This window comes from Enterococcus sp. LJL120, assembly GCF_054871765.1.
This window is the reverse complement of the sequence record NZ_JBTXLV010000002.1, coordinates 354286-370156: the sequence shown is the minus strand read 5'-3', so window position 1 is coordinate 370156 and position 15871 is coordinate 354286. Positions and strand designations below refer to the sequence as shown.

At 35.8% G+C, this 15871-nt stretch carries 21 protein-coding genes; 3 read left to right on the top strand and 18 right to left on the bottom strand.

Annotated features, from left to right (window positions below; genetic code table 11):
• The first annotated feature begins 177 nt into the window (after positions 1–177).
• Positions 178–462 (top strand): hypothetical protein, encoded by a 285-nt coding sequence (locus ACYSNU_RS04935; RefSeq protein ID WP_461736084.1) that lies wholly within the window; start codon positions 178–180, stop codon positions 460–462.
• Between the two features lie 451 nt (positions 463–913).
• Here the strand turns inward: ACYSNU_RS04935 and ACYSNU_RS04930 are convergent, their stop codons facing one another.
• From ACYSNU_RS04930 to ACYSNU_RS04850, 17 genes are all read right to left on the bottom strand, one after another.
• Entirely contained in the window at positions 914–2374 is a 1461-nt protein-coding gene (locus tag ACYSNU_RS04930; RefSeq protein ID WP_461736083.1) for a hypothetical protein, read from the bottom strand.
• Positions 2368–2871 carry an ImmA/IrrE family metallo-endopeptidase gene (locus ACYSNU_RS04925; RefSeq protein ID WP_461736082.1) on the bottom strand — a complete coding sequence of 168 codons (504 nt, stop codon included), beginning with the start codon at positions 2869–2871 and terminating at the stop codon, positions 2368–2370. Before ACYSNU_RS04925 ends, ACYSNU_RS04930 begins: the two co-directional genes overlap by 7 nt.
• A 22-nt stretch (positions 2872–2893) precedes the next feature.
• A complete protein-coding gene (locus ACYSNU_RS04920; protein ID WP_461736081.1) occupies positions 2894–3316 on the bottom strand; it encodes a hypothetical protein in 423 nt (140 codons plus the stop codon).
• Positions 3317–4152: 836 nt separating this feature from the next.
• Entirely contained in the window at positions 4153–4491 is a 339-nt protein-coding gene (locus ACYSNU_RS04915; protein WP_461736080.1) for a hypothetical protein, read from the bottom strand.
• Between the two features lie 84 nt (positions 4492–4575).
• Complete coding sequence (locus ACYSNU_RS04910) at positions 4576–5145, bottom strand: hypothetical protein (protein WP_461736079.1); 570 nt, start codon at positions 5143–5145, stop codon at positions 4576–4578.
• On the bottom strand, positions 5123–5653 hold the full coding sequence (locus ACYSNU_RS04905) for a hypothetical protein (RefSeq protein WP_461736078.1): 531 nt from the start codon (positions 5651–5653) through the stop codon (positions 5123–5125). Before ACYSNU_RS04905 ends, ACYSNU_RS04910 begins: the two co-directional genes overlap by 23 nt.
• Before the next feature lie 61 nt (positions 5654–5714).
• Positions 5715–6218, bottom strand: coding sequence for a hypothetical protein (locus ACYSNU_RS04900; protein ID WP_461736077.1), 504 nt, complete (start codon positions 6216–6218; stop codon positions 5715–5717).
• Between the two features lie 122 nt (positions 6219–6340).
• On the bottom strand, positions 6341–6475 hold the full coding sequence (locus ACYSNU_RS04895) for a hypothetical protein (protein WP_461736076.1): 135 nt from the start codon (positions 6473–6475) through the stop codon (positions 6341–6343).
• Between the two features lie 162 nt (positions 6476–6637).
• Positions 6638–6787, bottom strand: a complete 150-nt coding sequence (locus ACYSNU_RS04890) for a hypothetical protein (protein ID WP_461736075.1) — start codon at positions 6785–6787, stop codon at positions 6638–6640.
• Between the two features lie 4 nt (positions 6788–6791).
• Entirely contained in the window at positions 6792–7100 is a 309-nt protein-coding gene (locus tag ACYSNU_RS04885; RefSeq protein WP_461736074.1) for a hypothetical protein, read from the bottom strand.
• Between the two features lie 158 nt (positions 7101–7258).
• Positions 7259–9802, bottom strand: a complete 2544-nt coding sequence (locus tag ACYSNU_RS04880) for a DNA primase family protein (protein WP_461736073.1) — start codon at positions 9800–9802, stop codon at positions 7259–7261.
• Between the two features lie 18 nt (positions 9803–9820).
• Entirely contained in the window at positions 9821–10060 is a 240-nt protein-coding gene (locus tag ACYSNU_RS04875; protein ID WP_461736072.1) for a hypothetical protein, read from the bottom strand.
• Positions 10057–10182 carry a hypothetical protein gene (locus tag ACYSNU_RS04870; protein WP_461736071.1) on the bottom strand — a complete coding sequence of 42 codons (126 nt, stop codon included), beginning with the start codon at positions 10180–10182 and terminating at the stop codon, positions 10057–10059. Before ACYSNU_RS04870 ends, ACYSNU_RS04875 begins: the two co-directional genes overlap by 4 nt.
• A gap of 3 nt (positions 10183–10185) precedes the next feature.
• Positions 10186–10464 carry a hypothetical protein gene (locus ACYSNU_RS04865; RefSeq protein ID WP_461736070.1) on the bottom strand — a complete coding sequence of 93 codons (279 nt, stop codon included), beginning with the start codon at positions 10462–10464 and terminating at the stop codon, positions 10186–10188.
• 115 nt (positions 10465–10579) lie between these two features.
• A complete protein-coding gene (locus ACYSNU_RS04860) occupies positions 10580–10879 on the bottom strand; it encodes a DNA-binding protein (RefSeq protein WP_461736069.1) in 300 nt (99 codons plus the stop codon).
• A 14-nt stretch (positions 10880–10893) separates the two neighbouring features.
• On the bottom strand, positions 10894–11601 hold the full coding sequence (locus ACYSNU_RS04855) for a BRO family protein (protein WP_461736068.1): 708 nt from the start codon (positions 11599–11601) through the stop codon (positions 10894–10896).
• Positions 11589–11819, bottom strand: coding sequence for a helix-turn-helix domain-containing protein (locus ACYSNU_RS04850; protein ID WP_461736067.1), 231 nt, complete (start codon positions 11817–11819; stop codon positions 11589–11591). The genes ACYSNU_RS04855 and ACYSNU_RS04850 overlap by 13 nt, the downstream gene beginning before the upstream one ends.
• A gap of 175 nt (positions 11820–11994) precedes the next feature.
• On the opposite strand from ACYSNU_RS04850, the gene ACYSNU_RS04845 reads away from it, so the two are divergent.
• Positions 11995–12597 carry a helix-turn-helix domain-containing protein gene (locus tag ACYSNU_RS04845; RefSeq protein ID WP_461736066.1) on the top strand — a complete coding sequence of 201 codons (603 nt, stop codon included), beginning with the start codon at positions 11995–11997 and terminating at the stop codon, positions 12595–12597.
• 129 nt (positions 12598–12726) lie between these two features.
• Positions 12727–13893, top strand: a complete 1167-nt coding sequence (locus tag ACYSNU_RS04840) for a site-specific integrase (protein WP_461736065.1) — start codon at positions 12727–12729, stop codon at positions 13891–13893.
• A 70-nt stretch (positions 13894–13963) separates the two neighbouring features.
• On the opposite strand, the gene mnmG is transcribed toward ACYSNU_RS04840, so the two are convergent.
• The gene (gene mnmG / locus ACYSNU_RS04835; RefSeq protein WP_461736064.1) at positions 13964–15865 is read right to left on the bottom strand and encodes a tRNA uridine-5-carboxymethylaminomethyl(34) synthesis enzyme MnmG; all 1902 of its coding nucleotides are present in this window, start codon (positions 15863–15865) and stop codon (positions 13964–13966) included.
• Positions 15866–15871 lie beyond the last annotated feature (6 nt).

Sequence of the window (15871 nt, the reverse complement as noted above, 5' to 3'; positions counted from 1 at the left end):
AATATAATAAATAAAATTATTAAAAATCGAGAAATTAAAATAAATTAATTAAAACATTTTCATTAAAGTTGAATTATCAATCTTTATCTTGTTATATTGGCTAAATTTATGCTAAAAGAGGATTTTCTTTCCATGCTATACTGGTGGTAACCATTAAAATGATAAGGAGGACCTCAAATGTTTAGCATAGAAGAGGAATACTTAACCGTTGAAGCGATTTTGCGGGCTGAAAAATATTCTGATTTGACTAAGAAGCAACAGGAACTTGTGGAATTTGGTTGTTTCTTTTATGCTCCTTGGATAGAAGCCTTCAAAAACGATGAGCCGTATTATATTCACCCCGCTTCTTTAGCAACTTTGTTAGAAGATAAGCCCGATTATTATGAACGCCTAAATCCTAGAGCCTTTAGAACTTATGAAAGTTTGGCAGCTAAATTTTCAGATGCTGCTTTTAGTATGTAAAATTGATTTTGTTGGTCTTATTCGTTCTTCCTACCCGTTTTACGCATTCCGTAGCTTAAATTTGCTATTTCCTCAGAACGCTCACAAGTAAAAATCCAATTAAACGTACACTGTAAATAAAAAAATTTACCTAGGTCATTTTTTAACTATCAGTCTCAGATTTCATCCGATAGTTAAGTAAGTGACTAACTAGCTTAGCCTTCACAATCTAGCCGGCTCTGTAAATAAAACGTGAAAAAAAACGGCGCTATCTCACGCCGTTTTTTTGTTAGACCTTCGCAATCTTCCCTTGTTCAATATAGATTGCAGCTTGATTTTTATGATGTGTTATACCATGTTAAAATGCCTATTAAATAAGCATTTTAACTAAATTACATTTCATTTGATTGCATAGAATTATTTTAAATGCAGTCAATATGCAGTCAAAAAATTTCTCATCTAGCGTGGGGCGCTATCTTTGTTCATTCAACATTTTCCAACATTTTAAAATATTTTGCGCACCATTATCATACATATCGATTTTTTTCAATTTTTCCAAATCAATATCTTCAAACAAGTACTTGTCATATTCATATTTTTCTAATTTATTATAATCTACTTGGATTTCTTGTTCAGTTTTTGCCGTAAATATAAAACCACTAACTCTATTACCATTTCTTTTTTTATAATTGTATGTAGCTATAGGTATTGGATTACCTTGATTGTCTTCTAAAATACAATAATCTTCTTTACTTATGCCAAAAAGTTCACTGTAATAATCAGTAAGAGAATCTTTAACACATTTTGTATGCGTCATATTTACACAACCGAAATCAAACTTTCCAGCATCATTTTTTTTAGGGCCTCTTTTCAATACAATTACTTGATTATCCTTATTAAAAGTAACAGCCACTAAATGTACTTCTACCGGATCGTTCATTTCTGGTTTATGTATACTTTCTAACTTGTCTTGAGATGAGTTGTTAATGCTGTAAGAGAACTTAGAAACTAATTCATCCTTACCAACACTGGACATGATATAACTTAAATGAGCAAAAGTATCAAATGCTTGTTCTTTTGAATATAAGTAATTTTGTCTATAAAACGGATAAGTATCATCATTTTGATCGTACTCAAAAACACCTTGATCCCATTGCTCCCTATACCAAACAACTGGATACTGTCTCTCATGCCATATTCCTTTTAATGGAACTAATTCCATTATTCTATATTTTTTTAATCCCAATATTTTGTCTTCATCACTTAACAAATTTATTTCAGATAATATTAAAAAAGCTAATTCCGCACTTACAACAACTTGATTTTTTTTTGCACACTGTTTTGCCAATCTAAAACCTGCATCAATGTCTGGTCCTAAAAAGTCATATACAGTCATCGGAAAAGATGTTTCATACAAATAAGAATTCAATTTTTTTAATAAATAATTTTGCCTTTTTTTTGTATTACTATCTTTTTCTAATTCAACAACCTCTGCACACCAAATAGTAGATTTTAAACCTAGCAATCCTTTTGACTCTTCAAAATTTCCGAATATATATTTAGTAGTTTTATTAAGCGTTATCATAACATCTCTGGGTATCTCTACCAATTGCTTTGCATCTGTTACTTTGCCATAAAAAAGAACTTCATCGCCAATATATTTCCAAACATTAAATGATTCTGTAGATTTACGATTTTTAAGTTCAGATGCTACTCGGTCGTAAAAAGCATCAATTAAGTTGGGCCAATCTTGTTCAATAGATTTATATTGAGTTGAATTAACTATATCAAAAGAGGCAAAGACATATAATCCCGAATAATGCTCTTTCTCTTGCCTCAAATCTTCTTCTGTATACTCTGTGTATTCAGTGAGCAAATCTTCATTCTTTTTTTTCAAATTAGTTAGTTTGTTATTAATTTTTGAAACTACCATTTGAATACACCTAAAAATCTTCCTCTAGTAAGCGCAGCATCATATGAAACTCCAAACTTTCTTGCCAAGTCATTAACATCAACCATGTTGTTATGTTTTAGGTCTTCTACAGTTTTTCTAAATAATCCTTCTGGCATTAAAAAATTAGCGGCAAACTCATTTGCATCATATTCTGCCTGAGTTGTCCCATTTCTTGTAAACACCTTATTTTTGCTTTCTTCGTCTTCATTTATATGCAAAAATAAATGTCCTAATTCATGGGCTAAGGTAAACTTATCTCTAGGATTATTTTCATTATAGCTTCGCTCAAGTGAAATAATATATTTCCCATCCTTTAAACGTATAGTACCTTCAGCTCCTCTGTAACTATTCTCCTCTAACGTGACATCAAGCTCTTCCAATACCTTAAGCATATCAATGTTAATTTTATCGTTCATATTCAGTTCTTTTCTAACTTCTGTGGCCAGTTTAGCAATAACTAATTTTTTATTTTGCATTTTTTACTCACCATTTTCTTTTTTACTTAAGAGCCTCACATATGCTAAGAACAAAAGGAACTAAAATAACCAAACCTTCCAGCATTAATAGTATAATACTAACTCTAAAAAAAATCATTTTCTTCTTAATCAGATAAGCTAAATCACTACACTGCTTCCAATAATCAAAATCTTCAATTGTCTTATCTTTTGTGTTAAAGTCTTTATTTAGCCAAGAACCATAATATAACACATTATCGCTTTTAGTATTTAATTTGGGAACTATGGAAAATATTAAAATTATACAAACGACAGTCCCAATTGCAATCATCAGATTTTTATAGTTCATATTTTCCACTTTATAAATAAAGTACAAAAGACCAATTTGAATTGTAAGGGTAGCTAATATTTTTGCTTCTGTAAATTTTAACCAATCAGAAAAATCCTTGTATATTTTCTCATACATTATAAGTACATCCTTTTTTTCAAGAATTTAATTTTAGAATCATAAATTTCTCTGTGTAAAGCAATTATAACTATAAGTATGAGAAAAAGTAAAGCTCCATATTGCTTCAAATAATTGACATATATACCTTTTAGTGAAATTATACCACAAAAAAGGAACGTTTGTTCGTTTTTTTCTTCAAGAGAGATATTAACTAGAAAATAACCACAGATAAACTCATATACCTAATCCATTGTGCAATTCGCTCTTTCTTTGCACACACGTTTTTTCTACTTAAATCTAAGATTATACCATGATGCCAAAATTTTGAGCTCTCTTACTTCTGCTGTCGACTTATTTGAGCTTAAAGAACTTTTACCCACAGCTATTCACAAATAGGGTTCAAAAAGACTAAGATATCAATAATGACATTTTTGTCCAACACGGTGAAATCAACATTTTCAATAAATCTATACTCGGCCTTTTGCCTAAATGATATAATTCAAAAGAGCCGCTCAAGATTAGTTGAGCGACTTTTTTAATTCTTTCTACGAGACTGCATATAGTCTTTCATATACTCAGGATTCTTCAGCCTCCATTGCTTACGGCTTTCATTATGTGCCATACGCTTGCAATTTTCACTACAATATCTTGCATTCGCACGCTGTGTTCCAAAAGAACAACCGCAAATTACACATTTTTTTAGGCTCATGACATTCCTTCTTTCTTTATATTGGCATAGGACACGAGAAAAAATGTACAGTGACGGCGTGAAGTACGGACACAGGCGTGGAGGGGGAGGTACCCCCCCCCTCCTTTAGTTTCCATAGCTTCTCTAATTACTGTTGATGATCTATTTAATCGCCCAATCCTTTTAGACCACCTAACAAGTTTCTATAAGAATTTTCTAATTCGATTCGTTTTGTTGACTTAACGCCTTTACTTTCATACTTTGCTTCAACCTCAGCAATTGCTTTGGCTTTTTCTTTCTCCGCCTCAATCTCTCGCTTCTTCTCATTCTTAGCGTGCATTGACTCCAACGACTTATTGAAGAGTGACTGGTCTTCTTCTCTCTTCTTTATATAAGCTTCTTGTTGCTTACGCATTCTATTCTTAGACTCCTCCACCCTCGCTTGAAGCTCAGCGTCAGCACGTTTTTTCATGCCTTCAATATCAATATATTTTCGTTCTTTCATAACCTATTCTCCTTTGTCTTCTCTTGCTATTCGTACTCTGCTCCACTTACCATGTTGTCATACCAACTATACGGATTGCCTTGTTTATGTTCTATCATTGTCTAAGCCTTCCTTCATTGTCGGTTCAAACATTGGGGTATCTTTAATTTGTCCATATAGTCCGTAAACCATATCCGGCTTGTACTCGTCTGAGATACTATATACAGGGGTAAAATCACTTCGCAAGTCATTCTTGATTAATTTCAATAGTTCATTTGTCAACTCTTTTAATTCAAGTGATTGATCAGAAATCTCTTTCAGCTCTTGTAAAAGCTCAGACGCTCGTCTGAATTGCATTTTTCTAGCAGCATTCGCAAGTGTTAATACCTCTTTGTGCAGTTCTTTAGCTTCTTCTGGTGAGATTATTTTTGTTTGCTGCATCTTCTCTAATTGTTTAATCTGTAAATCTTTTGTATTTTCTGCAGTCCATAGCGATTTTTTCGCTTCATCATACGCTTTAAAATCCTCATTTTCTTGAGCTTTAACTAAATCATCATTGATAGCTTTTATACATTGCTCCGTCTGCATGATATTATTCTTTTTTGCGTCTATGCTCTGCTTGTTCTCGTCTAGCTTGTCGTTCAATAATTCTTTAATTTGATTTAATGTTTTCATCGTAACTCTCCTTATGATTGTTCTTATTTTTTTCTGATACTGGAACTTTCTTAAACCCAAAGCTTAAAAGCTGTAATACTAAGCTATCCTCGTCAAAAGAATGGAATACCTTAGCTAAGCTTTCCTCACTTGTCACAACAAACTCCTTTTGATACATGAACCGTTTTTGAGAAGGTATTCTCGAAAAAAAGAGTTTGCCCGATAGTTGAAGACAAAATGTTTGCAGATTATCATATCCTTGGCGCAATATACGCTTCATTGCTGAAGCTAAATTTTCCTCAGCTTCAATTCTCTTAGTTCTAAACTGATGAAGTGGCAACCCATATTTATGTGATAGCTCAACGTCATTGACTGGAGCAACAGTTTGATAAACATCTCTCTTCGCATCAAACGAGCATAAGTTGGTGGAATAATAGTATTTATCGGCTAATACTTTCCTATCCTCTTCAGTGAGTTGTTTAAGCCCGGTAAAAAATATCCTGGCATTAGTCACTTCAATTTCTGTCAATTCGTATCTGGCTACCTCGTAAAACTTCCATCTCTTAAGATGGAAGGGTACTCTAACAGACTCATAGAGCAAAAAAATCACACATCCTTTCTAAGTTTTCATCTACATCCTCAACTAACTCAATCCTTTCAAGCTCACCAGGATCAATACCTTCACGAAAACACAAGGAAGATTCTATCTCGTATATTTCGTCAATTGTCTGGTCTATTAATTGCCTAGGGAGTATTGGCGATACATCAGCACTTTTAAACGCTTTACAAAGCAAGTTGCATTCATTGGGTGATAAACTATCTAGGTAGTTATTAAAATGCCTATCTCTGTATACATAGCGATTAAACCGCTTATCAACTAAGTCCATACAATCCAAAAGCTTTTCAACTTCTCTGTCTGGTCTGAATCCTCTAGTGACTATTCCCAGCTCTCCATACTCAATATGAGTTGACATGTTTTGAGAATAGAAAATTGTTCGTAGCCTCTTTTTGTATCGCTGTAATGATTGAAAAATAGTATTCATATTGAAATAGCTTTTAAGCATTATTTCATCAAAAGGATCCAAACAAATCACTCCTTTTTATGCCAGCCGAAAAGGCCGACTTTTTTAATTTCTTTTCTAAACACTACTAGAGGACATAAGGGGCTGGCCAAAAAATCGGCTAACCTCTTATGTCCTCTAGTTTTCTAGTCAGACTATTTAATTTTTTGTGAAGTTGTTGTTTCTGTGCGAATCACTTTGCCATCTTGGATAATAACTTTCACTATGCCATATTCTGGCAAGTCAATTGTGACCGCCTTTTTATTTGTATCTATATATAGTTTATCCATTCTCTTCCCTCTTTTCAATATTTTCTATAGTGTGTGTAAACCTCAACATTTCTAAACATTTTCTAAATCTCAACATACGATGAACCTTAACTTTTCTTAACGAGTCGTAAGGTTAACATTAGTTAACAAAATAGTATTCCTATATTATGACCTTACCAATTGTTAGCATTTCCGTTTAAGCTTTCTCAACCGTTTAGCAAGTCTGCGATGTTCCTGCTCTTTAGGCGATGCCCCTTTAGAAGCACTGCGGTCTTTTTCTCCGTGATAACGGCGAATGTCTCCGCTAGGTAAATAGTGTCGTTTAATAGCCATAAGATTACGCCTCCTCGATTTCATAATAAGCAATAATAAATGTTTGATATAAATTTCCTTCTGCATCAATTGTAGAATTGATTTTCATATCAATGTATTCTACATTCCTATCGCGGAAAAATTCATCCGCCTTCCATGTCAACGATATCTTATTCAAATTGGCTCCCCAATCTGATTCCCAAAAGCATAAGCTTTTCTTTGTTGCCATTCGCTTTAGCCTCTTTTCTTGTTCGCTGTTCCATAAAGTTCCATTACGTTCCATGTTGTTCCTAGCTCTAACCCTGATATATAGGCAATGTTCCATAAGTTCCATAAAATCTCCCTATTCTTTTTTTTATATACATATATTTCTTTTTTTTATTTTTTTTAAACTTAAAGAAATAGCGATTTTATGGAACTCTTGGAACAACCCTGATATATCAACGTTTTTTTATGGAACACTAATGGAACTTTATGGAACAGCTTGGAACACTATTCAAAATCCAACTGTGCAATGTACGAAATGGTCATCCTCAACCCCTGATAACGCCATTGATTGCTTCCTCCATCACTGAAACCATTACGACCTTTTACTTTATATACACCCAGCGATTCTAAATAATCACGCATTGCTTGGGGCGTTTTAGAAAAGTACCCATTATCTTTGCAAAACTGACTGTATTCTTTGTGCACTTTAGTAGCGATTTCGCCTCTTGGATCATCTAAATTGATTTCAGTTGAACTAATAACAAATTCAGCAATATGATTGTTATCTAGCGCCCATCTCGCCTTTTCCTTCTCCATACTCTCACTTTTTGTAAACTGCACTTTCTTACCATCAAACACTTTTTTAAACTCTTGGATACAAGCGAATGCGAATGCTGGCGCTTCTTTTTCGATTAGATCCATGTCATGATCCTTCCAAAACGTAGCCCCTTCTTTCCGCTGGTTTCCGTTAATAAATGGAATCACTGCCAAACGGTCAGAAAAACCATCCGTTGAATCTTTGAACTTTGGTAGTCTGTTTGCGCTGAATAGCATCTTTGCATAGCTGAGAATTTTGAAGCCTTGAATTCCTTTAAATTGGGCGTACACAGGATCACCACCAGTAAGACGTTTCAAAATACTAGAATCATCAATAAAATCGTCTTTTATATCCGCACTTATGTTTGCAGCTTTGCCTAGTAACTCAATCACTTGGAAGCGATCATTGGCTAAATCTTGTGGCGTTACCGCTGAATAGTTATCACTTCCTAGAAGATGATTAGCAATATACGAAATAAACGTGCTTTTGCCTTCCCCGCCAGATCCTTTTAAAAACAACATTTCTTGTGCTGGTGCGTGACTGCGATAGAACATATAACCGATATATTGTTTAAGAAACAAGGCATTTTCTCCAACTAGGCCTATAAGCAGAGCATCCGTGCGAAACGTTTCCTTGCCTGTCATATCTAATTCATAGTCGTAGGCATTCAAAATGTAATCTTCCGGATTATTTGGCTTCATATTATTTGTCAAGATGTCGTAAGTACCATTCCTAAACACAACAAGTTCAGGCTTACTATTTTCAAATGGTGTGGTGCTGGGATAACTTTTGTCATAAGTTTTTTGAAGGACATAGATTCTTGTTGGTGAAATGTGTTTAATGTCATAATATCCCCAGTTTTGTAATTCTCGGAGTGTCTCACGCTCAACAAAATCACGCATCTCATTTTTCCCAAAATAACGCCAATAACCACGCTTATTGTCATATACTGCACCTTGAAGTAATCTTGGGAATCTTACTAAATAAAATTTTGATATTAAACTATCTCCCATTTTTACATGATCATAGCCATGAGAAATACTAACTTTTTGAACCCCTCCTTTGGAATCTTTTTTCACATTCGGTGCTGCCCAAAACCAATCAGGAGTTTGCTTATTAAGACTGTTTAAAGCGTTTTTTATATATTCTGCCTGTTCATCTAGGGAAGCAATAGATTGCATTGACTTTTCTATTTGTCTCAACTCTATTCCTATATGAAATGATTTAAGGTTATTTTCTTCTCTTGACCAATCTTTATCATCAAAATTAGAAATATCTCCAAAATCTTCTTCCGGAGTTGTGCCTAATGCCCAACCAAAGAAGTCCGCAAACGGTGTTCCATTTTTAACTTGGGATGTGTCGTGCTTGAAATGTTCAATATTATTTACTGCCCAATCGTCATTTCCCATTGCCAAAATAGTTAAACATTCTTGAACTGTCTCCCAATCAATAGCACCAACTTCAAAATTATGTTTGATGTTCATGTACGGATACTTGATGAAATAATCACGGTCCAACAATTTGTTTCCTACTCGTTGCGTGTAAGCCGTAACCATAGCAATAGCTGTATCATGGGTTAATTCACCAGTAAAAGTAACGCTTGAAACATACTCTGTTTTTGTTGATGGTTCAAAAATAAATTTTTCAACATCCAAAGGCTCTCCTTCTTGTTTAGTAATAAGACTTGCAGGAGATAATTTATTAAGCGTTGGCATTCCCATCAATTGCCCCCAAGTTTTAGAAGCATTATCCGCAGGGATTCCGATATAATCCATCACATTTTGAAGTAAATTATCATTTTCATTTCTGTTATATGGCCGGCTAGTTTCAATTATCAAACGAAACCGCATTCCCATTTGCCCTACATAATTAGAAATTGAGGGGTAGAGAATAAATCTCACGTCTTGAAGTCTGTCCCGCAACTGATCTAAAAAGACTGAATACATCATGTCAATGCTATCGTAATCAATGACAATCATGTCTTTCTCTAAAAGGTGCTCATTGCTCCGCTGTTCGTTTTTAAGCTCGCCGGCTAAGAAATACACCACTTTCTTTTTAAACGGTGCTATGGCGTCTTTGGTAGCCTCAACAGTTTCTTTTGAAAAGTTTTCATCAATAGGAACTTCTTTGGGTGTATAATCCCATAGATATTGGAATGGTGTCTTTTCTGTTTGAACTTTCTTCATTTTTTTTGTACTATAACCAACACTTGTATAAAGCGAATTACTCAATTTGCCTCACCATCCCCATCATTCAAAGCTCTCCCTTAATAACTGAATTTTCCCTATTAAGATATATTGCAACGTCACTAACTGATCTATATTGCGATCAATTTCATAGGCTAGTAATTTAGCAGAATTGCCTTTCTGCCGCCGGTAATTTACACTTCCTCTTTGAATACTGTCTAAGGACTCACCAAGAAAGAAAAGTAGATGTTCTGCCTCCCTCACTTCATTCCTTACATCATCGATATCTAGTTGTTTAGTCATTTTTGATTTCCTCCATAATCTTTGGTATAATTATGGCAATAAATAGGGATTTCTCCCGTGTTTGCCTTTATCCTGTCCGCCAAGACTTGAATGGATAAGGCTTTTTTTATTGCCATAATCACGGTTTAGTCCTCCAGCTCAATTCCTAATAAATCACTTAATTGTTCAATGTACTGATACACTAAATCTTGGTAATCTTCCATAGTGATTGGTTTACCTTCTGTTGTAATATCGGTAGCTTGGTTAAGTTCATACAATTCTTCTAATACTGATTTTACAGTCGGCGTTTCTTTGAAAAGCACTTCATCAGCTAACTGGATAATCTCCTCTTGAATGGACTCCAGCGGTGTATCTGGTTCAAAATCTAATACTTGATTCACTAAATCTTTCACATTTCTATTCATAATTAAATTCCTCCTGTTTCATTCATTAGTAACTATCAATTGACTTTGTGACATCTCAACATTATGTGTCCTCATGATTGAGGAGTTTTTTCAGCGCCCCACGCTCGATGATTATTTATTTTGCATTATCGTTTAAAAATCTATCAGCTTCTTTTTTGCTGATCCGTTCGTACCCATCAATTAAAATCACTTTGATTAATCCTTTGCGAATGAGCTTTTTTGTCAATGTATTGTAACTTGTACCTAAATACTTCGCAGCTTGCTTATAATTCATCGCTACTGGCGTTTCTAATTTTTTCTTGTACTCATCAATAAAGATACTCGCTTGTTGCCGTCCTTCCTCTGCAGCCGCTTCTAGCACCATCTCTTTAAGTGCCGGAGAAAGGTCTAATTCATCAATGCTCAACTTGGCCATGTTATCACCTCCTCCTATTGAGCCGTTTCAGGCAACTTAAGCGTGGTTTGATATAAAACACCTTTACGCTCAAAGATAGTTTTCATTTCATCACGAGAAAGACCTAATCCCAATAAAGTGACGACTTCTTTTTCTCTAGCATCTACAGCAGCTAATTCCTCAGTGGTCATAAAATCGACCGCTACTGTTTTAGGTTTTGCATTCCGTTCTTCACGCAACTGTCTTGCTGTAAATCCAATTGCCGTTTTATAAATGAGAGTGTAGAAATTAGAATAATCCCAATGGCCAGTGTACCCAGCATCTTTTATTGCATCTCTAAGTGTGAAGCTAGTCTCTTTGACTTTTTCTCTCTTACCCTTCCAAATAATTTGACCATCCATAAAAGCAGTCAAAACTTTTCTCGCCCAGGCTCTGAACTCACGAGCTTTCGGCTTATGAGATAGAAACCCAATTTCCATGATTCCATCTTTCGTAAAAACAATTGTTTCACGTTGAACTATTCGCTTTCCCTCAAGTACCCCCAATTTGTGGGTACTTGAAAACTCTCTATCCTTCAAATAAGGATTTCTCGTGATTATATTCTCAATTCCCGATTTACTTTCATACTCCAAAGCATCCGCCATCTGTTGAATGGTCATATACGGATTACGCTTTTTGTCCATCCATAAATCACAATGGATTCCTTGAAACAATTCTTCTTGCGCTAAAACTAAATCTTGCATTGTTTTTGCACCTCCTTTCTTTGTGGTACATACTCAATTAATTCACTCAACGGAATCTGCAAATAGTCACAAATCTTCATGAGCGTTTCCAATTGAATATTTGTTGATCGCTGATAATAAAATGGTGTCAATGTCGATTTGCTTATACCTGTGTTTACATTGATGTCCGAAATCTTAAGTAATCTTTCACCTAATATTTTTGATAAGTTGTTATCCATACGCACAAAAACCCTTTCTTTTTTTATTTTTGTAAACTTAACTGAACGTTTACTTTGATAATAGTACGCTCCGTTTTTTTTTGTTGTCAAGTCTTTTTTTAATATAAATTGAAATTTTGTTCAGTATAGTTTACAATATGTCTACAAAAGCTATTATTGAATCGGAGGAAAACACATGATTAGAAATAATCTATCCCTGTTGCTCACAGAAAGAAATTTGAAAATAACTCACGTTGCTAACGATACGGGTATCTCAAGAACCACATTGACCGCACTTAATCAAAACGATAATAAGATGATACAGATGGATACAATTAATACTCTTTGTAAATATTTAAAAGTAACACCTTGTGATTTTTTTGAGTACTCACCAATTGATGCAACTTTCTATTTCGAAATTGGTGATAGCTTGACTTCTCAATCTGATTTGAATAAAGGGGCGCCCTTTATGTTTGGAGTAACTGGTTTTATCAATCTTACAAAGTTCGATAAAAGGATTGATGCGATAGAGTTTATAGGAGAAATGATAGACATAGGCCCCGTAGATTATATTTCCAATAATTCTCATGTTTACGGTTTCACTGTTAGCTTAAAACCAGTACAAAACATCGAGGAGTCTATCAAAGAATTGTCAATTCCATTTCAAATTCAGTTAAAAGAAGACTTTGCATCTTTTGTAAAAAAACAATTGCAAAAAGAGGATATTGAAAAGAATAGAGAAGATAAATATGATTACAGCGTATCTATAAACTTTGAATCAGATAATGATTCAAAATAAATAACTTCTCTAGCTTGTACCCCATTAGCAACACTCCTTTATGCATATCTACTCTAATTGGCGTTAGTTATAGATAGGATATCCCCCGATACATAAGCGCCCCACGCTAGGTACTGGGAGGAAAACACAATGGCAACATTCAAGCAGTATGAAAAGAAGGATGGCAAGTATTGGATGTTTAAAGCTTATCTTGGCGTAAATCCAATCACTGGCCAAAGAATTAATGTTACAAAGAGGAATTTCAGCACAAAAAAAGAAGCCCAGCTTGCACTATCGAGAATGCAAGTGGACTTCGATAAAAATAAAACGTTAGATAGAGATGCTAGCACTATGAAGTTTGAAGAGCTTTATCACCTTTGGTTTGAGCAACATAAAAAAGGTATTAAAGCAACGACTGAGCAGCGTATCCGTATCCATTTTGATAATCATATTTTACCAGTTTTCGGTAATTTAACCATCAGCAAGATAACTCCGATATATTGCCAAAAAGCTTTAAACAAATGGGCGGATGAACTATCAACCTATAAGCAACTTAGAATTTATACTAAGATGGTGCTGGGTTATGGCCTCTTATTAGGAGCGTTAACTGATAATGCTATGGAGCGGACAATCATACCTAAACGAAAGACTAACAAGCGTGAGATTGCTGACAGCTACTATACAAAAGAAGAGCTCAAACAATTCTTTGAGTGCTTAGCTCTACTCAATGATAAAAGAGCTTATACCTTTTTTAGAGTATTGGCTTTTGCTGGCTTGCGTAAAGGTGAAGCTCAAGCATTGCTTTGGAAAGATATTGATTTCAGCAATAAAAGTATCATCATCAACAAAACGTTAGCTGAAATGCAAAGTGGGGAGCCCCTGGTACAAGATACTAAAACTCAAAGCTCTAACCGGGTAGTAACTATTGATGATCGGACAGTTGAGATTTTGAAAGACTGGCGTAATCATATTATCCAAGAAAAACTAAAATTGGGTATTCGTGATGACAATTTTTCAGAAACTGTAGTCTTTAGAAATTCAGTTCTATACCGTGACCGGCAATACTTGTATAAGAACTATGCAAATGATGTTATGGCTAGAATTCATCGCCACTTTCCAGAATTGAAGATTATCAAGGTTCATGACTTTAGAAAAACAAATGCTTCTTTGCTATTTGAAAGTGGAGCTACTATCAAAGATGTGTCTCAAAGACTTGGCCATAAATCAACCAAAGTTACTATGGATATTTACATCATGGTTACTCAATCTAAGCAAGATGAAACAGCCGAAAAATTTGCTCAATATATGGCTTTTTAAAGCAAATGCAGTCAAAATGCAGTCAATAACTAAAATAAGGGTAGATAAAAAGAAAAGAAACGGCTCTATATCAGGCCGTTTCCTCACTTACCCTCGCAATCTTCCCTTGTTCAATATACACCATTAAAATACTGATATCAGCGGGGTTAACCCCGCTGATGCGGCTGGCTTGGGCGATTGTTTCTGGTTGAATTTTGGTTAGTTTTTGCCGGGCTTCTGTCGCCAGGCCGTTGATGGCTTCGTAGTCAATTTTATCGGGGATGCGTTTAGCTTCCATCCGTTTGAGTTTTTCGACTTTTTCTTGGGCTTTTTTGATGTAGCCATCGTATTTGATTTGGATTTCGACTTGTTCGATTTCTTTATTGTTTAAAGCTTCGTCAGCAGGAATAAATTTCAGCAAATCTTGGTAGCTGATTTCTGGTCGTTTTAAGAAGTCACTGGCTAAGACGCCATCTTTTAATTCGGCACCGCCGATTTCTCTTAAGAAGGCTTGGACTTCTGCTGTCGGTTTGATGCGAATTTTTTCTAAGCGGGCAATTTCGGCTTCGACGGCAACTTTTTTATTTTGAAAAGCCTGATATTGTTCTTCTTTAACTAAACCGATTTGATGGCCGGCTTCTGTTAAGCGTAAATCAGCATTGTCATGGCGTAAAATTAATCGATATTCTGCTCTCGAGGTTAAAAGGCGATAAGGTTCTTGCGTCCCTTTAGTAACCAAATCATCAATCATCACGCCGATATAGCCATCGCTGCGCTTCATCACAAAAGGTTCTCTACCTTGGACCTTTAATGACGCATTGATGCCGGCAATCAGGCCTTGACCGGCAGCTTCTTCATAGCCGCTAGTGCCGTTAGTTTGGCCGGCTGTAAATAGACCGTCAATCACCTTGGTTTCCAAAGTTGGCCGTAATTGATGGGGCACGACGACATCATACTCAATGGCGTAGCCTGTTCGCATCAATTCGACATTTTCTAAACCGGGAATTGAGTGGAGCATTTCCACCTGCACATCTTCCGGTAAAGAAGTCGATAAGCCCTGCACATAAACTTCTTCGGTGTTTAAGCCTTCTGGTTCTAAAAATAATTGATGGCGGGGCTTGTCGGCAAAGCGCACAATTTTGTCTTCAATCGACGGACAATAGCGGGCGCCGACACCTTCGACAATCCCGGTGAACATCGGTGCCCGATGCAAATTATTTTGAATAATTTGATGGGTCGTTTCACTGGTATACGTCAGCCAACAGGGCTCTTGATCTGTTTTATAATCAGCATCCGGTGTGCTGAAGCTAAAGTGATTTGGCGTGGTGTCACCGGGTTGAATTTCTGTTACAGAATAATCAATCGAGCTGGATTTAACCCGGGGTGGTGTGCCGGTTTTAAAGCGGGCAATCTCTAAACCTAAATCTTTTAGATGATTGGCTAAACCAATTGAAGGCTGAGAATTATTCGGACCAGAAGAATATTTCAACTCACCGATAATAATTTCTCCCCGCAAAGCTGTACCGGCAGTAATAATCACCGCTTGAGCGGCATAGCGTGTGCCGGTCGCCGTCACAATACCTTTACAAACGCCATCTTCAACGATTAATTCTTCCACGATTCCTTGGCGCAACGTTAAATTTTCCGTCTGTTCAATCGTATGCTTCATTTCTGTCGCATAGGCATGTTTATCCGCTTGGGCCCGTAAGGCTCTGACTGCGGGGCCTTTACCGGTATTGAGCATCCGCATTTGAATATAGGTTTTATCAATATTTTTTCCCATTTCACCGCCGAGGGCATCAATTTCCCGCACAACAACGCCCTTAGCTGGTCCGCCGACTGACGGATTACAAGGCATAAAGGCGACCATATCTAAATTAATTGTCAACAGCAATGTCTTACTTCCCATTCGAGCTGCTGCTAGGGCCGCTTCTGAACCAGCGTGGCCGGCTCCGACGACAATCACATCAAAAGTATCTCCTTGATACTGCATGTTTAA

Excerpts from the sequence above, each read along its gene's own strand:
- ACYSNU_RS04920 (WP_461736081.1), bottom strand. The coding sequence starts at position 3,316 with ATGTATGAGAAAATATACAAGGATTTTTCTGATTGGTTAAAATTTACA.
- ACYSNU_RS04895 (WP_461736076.1), bottom strand. The coding sequence starts at position 6,475 with ATGGATAAACTATATATAGATACAAATAAAAAGGCGGTCACAATTGAC.
- ACYSNU_RS04935 (WP_461736084.1), top strand. The coding sequence starts at position 178 with ATGTTTAGCATAGAAGAGGAATACTTAACCGTTGAAGCGATTTTGCGG.
- ACYSNU_RS04885 (WP_461736074.1), bottom strand. The coding sequence starts at position 7,100 with ATGGAACTTATGGAACATTGCCTATATATCAGGGTTAGAGCTAGGAAC.
- ACYSNU_RS04925 (WP_461736082.1), bottom strand. The coding sequence starts at position 2,871 with ATGCAAAATAAAAAATTAGTTATTGCTAAACTGGCCACAGAAGTTAGA.
- ACYSNU_RS04930 (WP_461736083.1), bottom strand. The coding sequence starts at position 2,374 with ATGGTAGTTTCAAAAATTAATAACAAACTAACTAATTTGAAAAAAAAG.
- ACYSNU_RS04855 (WP_461736068.1), bottom strand. The coding sequence starts at position 11,601 with ATGCAAGATTTAGTTTTAGCGCAAGAAGAATTGTTTCAAGGAATCCAT.
- ACYSNU_RS04910 (WP_461736079.1), bottom strand. The coding sequence starts at position 5,145 with ATGAAAACATTAAATCAAATTAAAGAATTATTGAACGACAAGCTAGAC.
- mnmG (WP_461736064.1), bottom strand. The coding sequence starts at position 15,865 with ATGCAGTATCAAGGAGATACTTTTGATGTGATTGTCGTCGGAGCCGGC.
- ACYSNU_RS04915 (WP_461736080.1), bottom strand. The coding sequence starts at position 4,491 with ATGAAAGAACGAAAATATATTGATATTGAAGGCATGAAAAAACGTGCT.
- ACYSNU_RS04860 (WP_461736069.1), bottom strand. The coding sequence starts at position 10,879 with ATGGCCAAGTTGAGCATTGATGAATTAGACCTTTCTCCGGCACTTAAA.
- ACYSNU_RS04845 (WP_461736066.1), top strand. The coding sequence starts at position 11,995 with ATGATTAGAAATAATCTATCCCTGTTGCTCACAGAAAGAAATTTGAAA.
- ACYSNU_RS04850 (WP_461736067.1), bottom strand. The coding sequence starts at position 11,819 with ATGGATAACAACTTATCAAAAATATTAGGTGAAAGATTACTTAAGATT.
- ACYSNU_RS04890 (WP_461736075.1), bottom strand. The coding sequence starts at position 6,787 with ATGGCTATTAAACGACACTATTTACCTAGCGGAGACATTCGCCGTTAT.
- ACYSNU_RS04875 (WP_461736072.1), bottom strand. The coding sequence starts at position 10,060 with ATGACTAAACAACTAGATATCGATGATGTAAGGAATGAAGTGAGGGAG.
- ACYSNU_RS04865 (WP_461736070.1), bottom strand. The coding sequence starts at position 10,464 with ATGAATAGAAATGTGAAAGATTTAGTGAATCAAGTATTAGATTTTGAA.
- ACYSNU_RS04840 (WP_461736065.1), top strand. The coding sequence starts at position 12,727 with ATGGCAACATTCAAGCAGTATGAAAAGAAGGATGGCAAGTATTGGATG.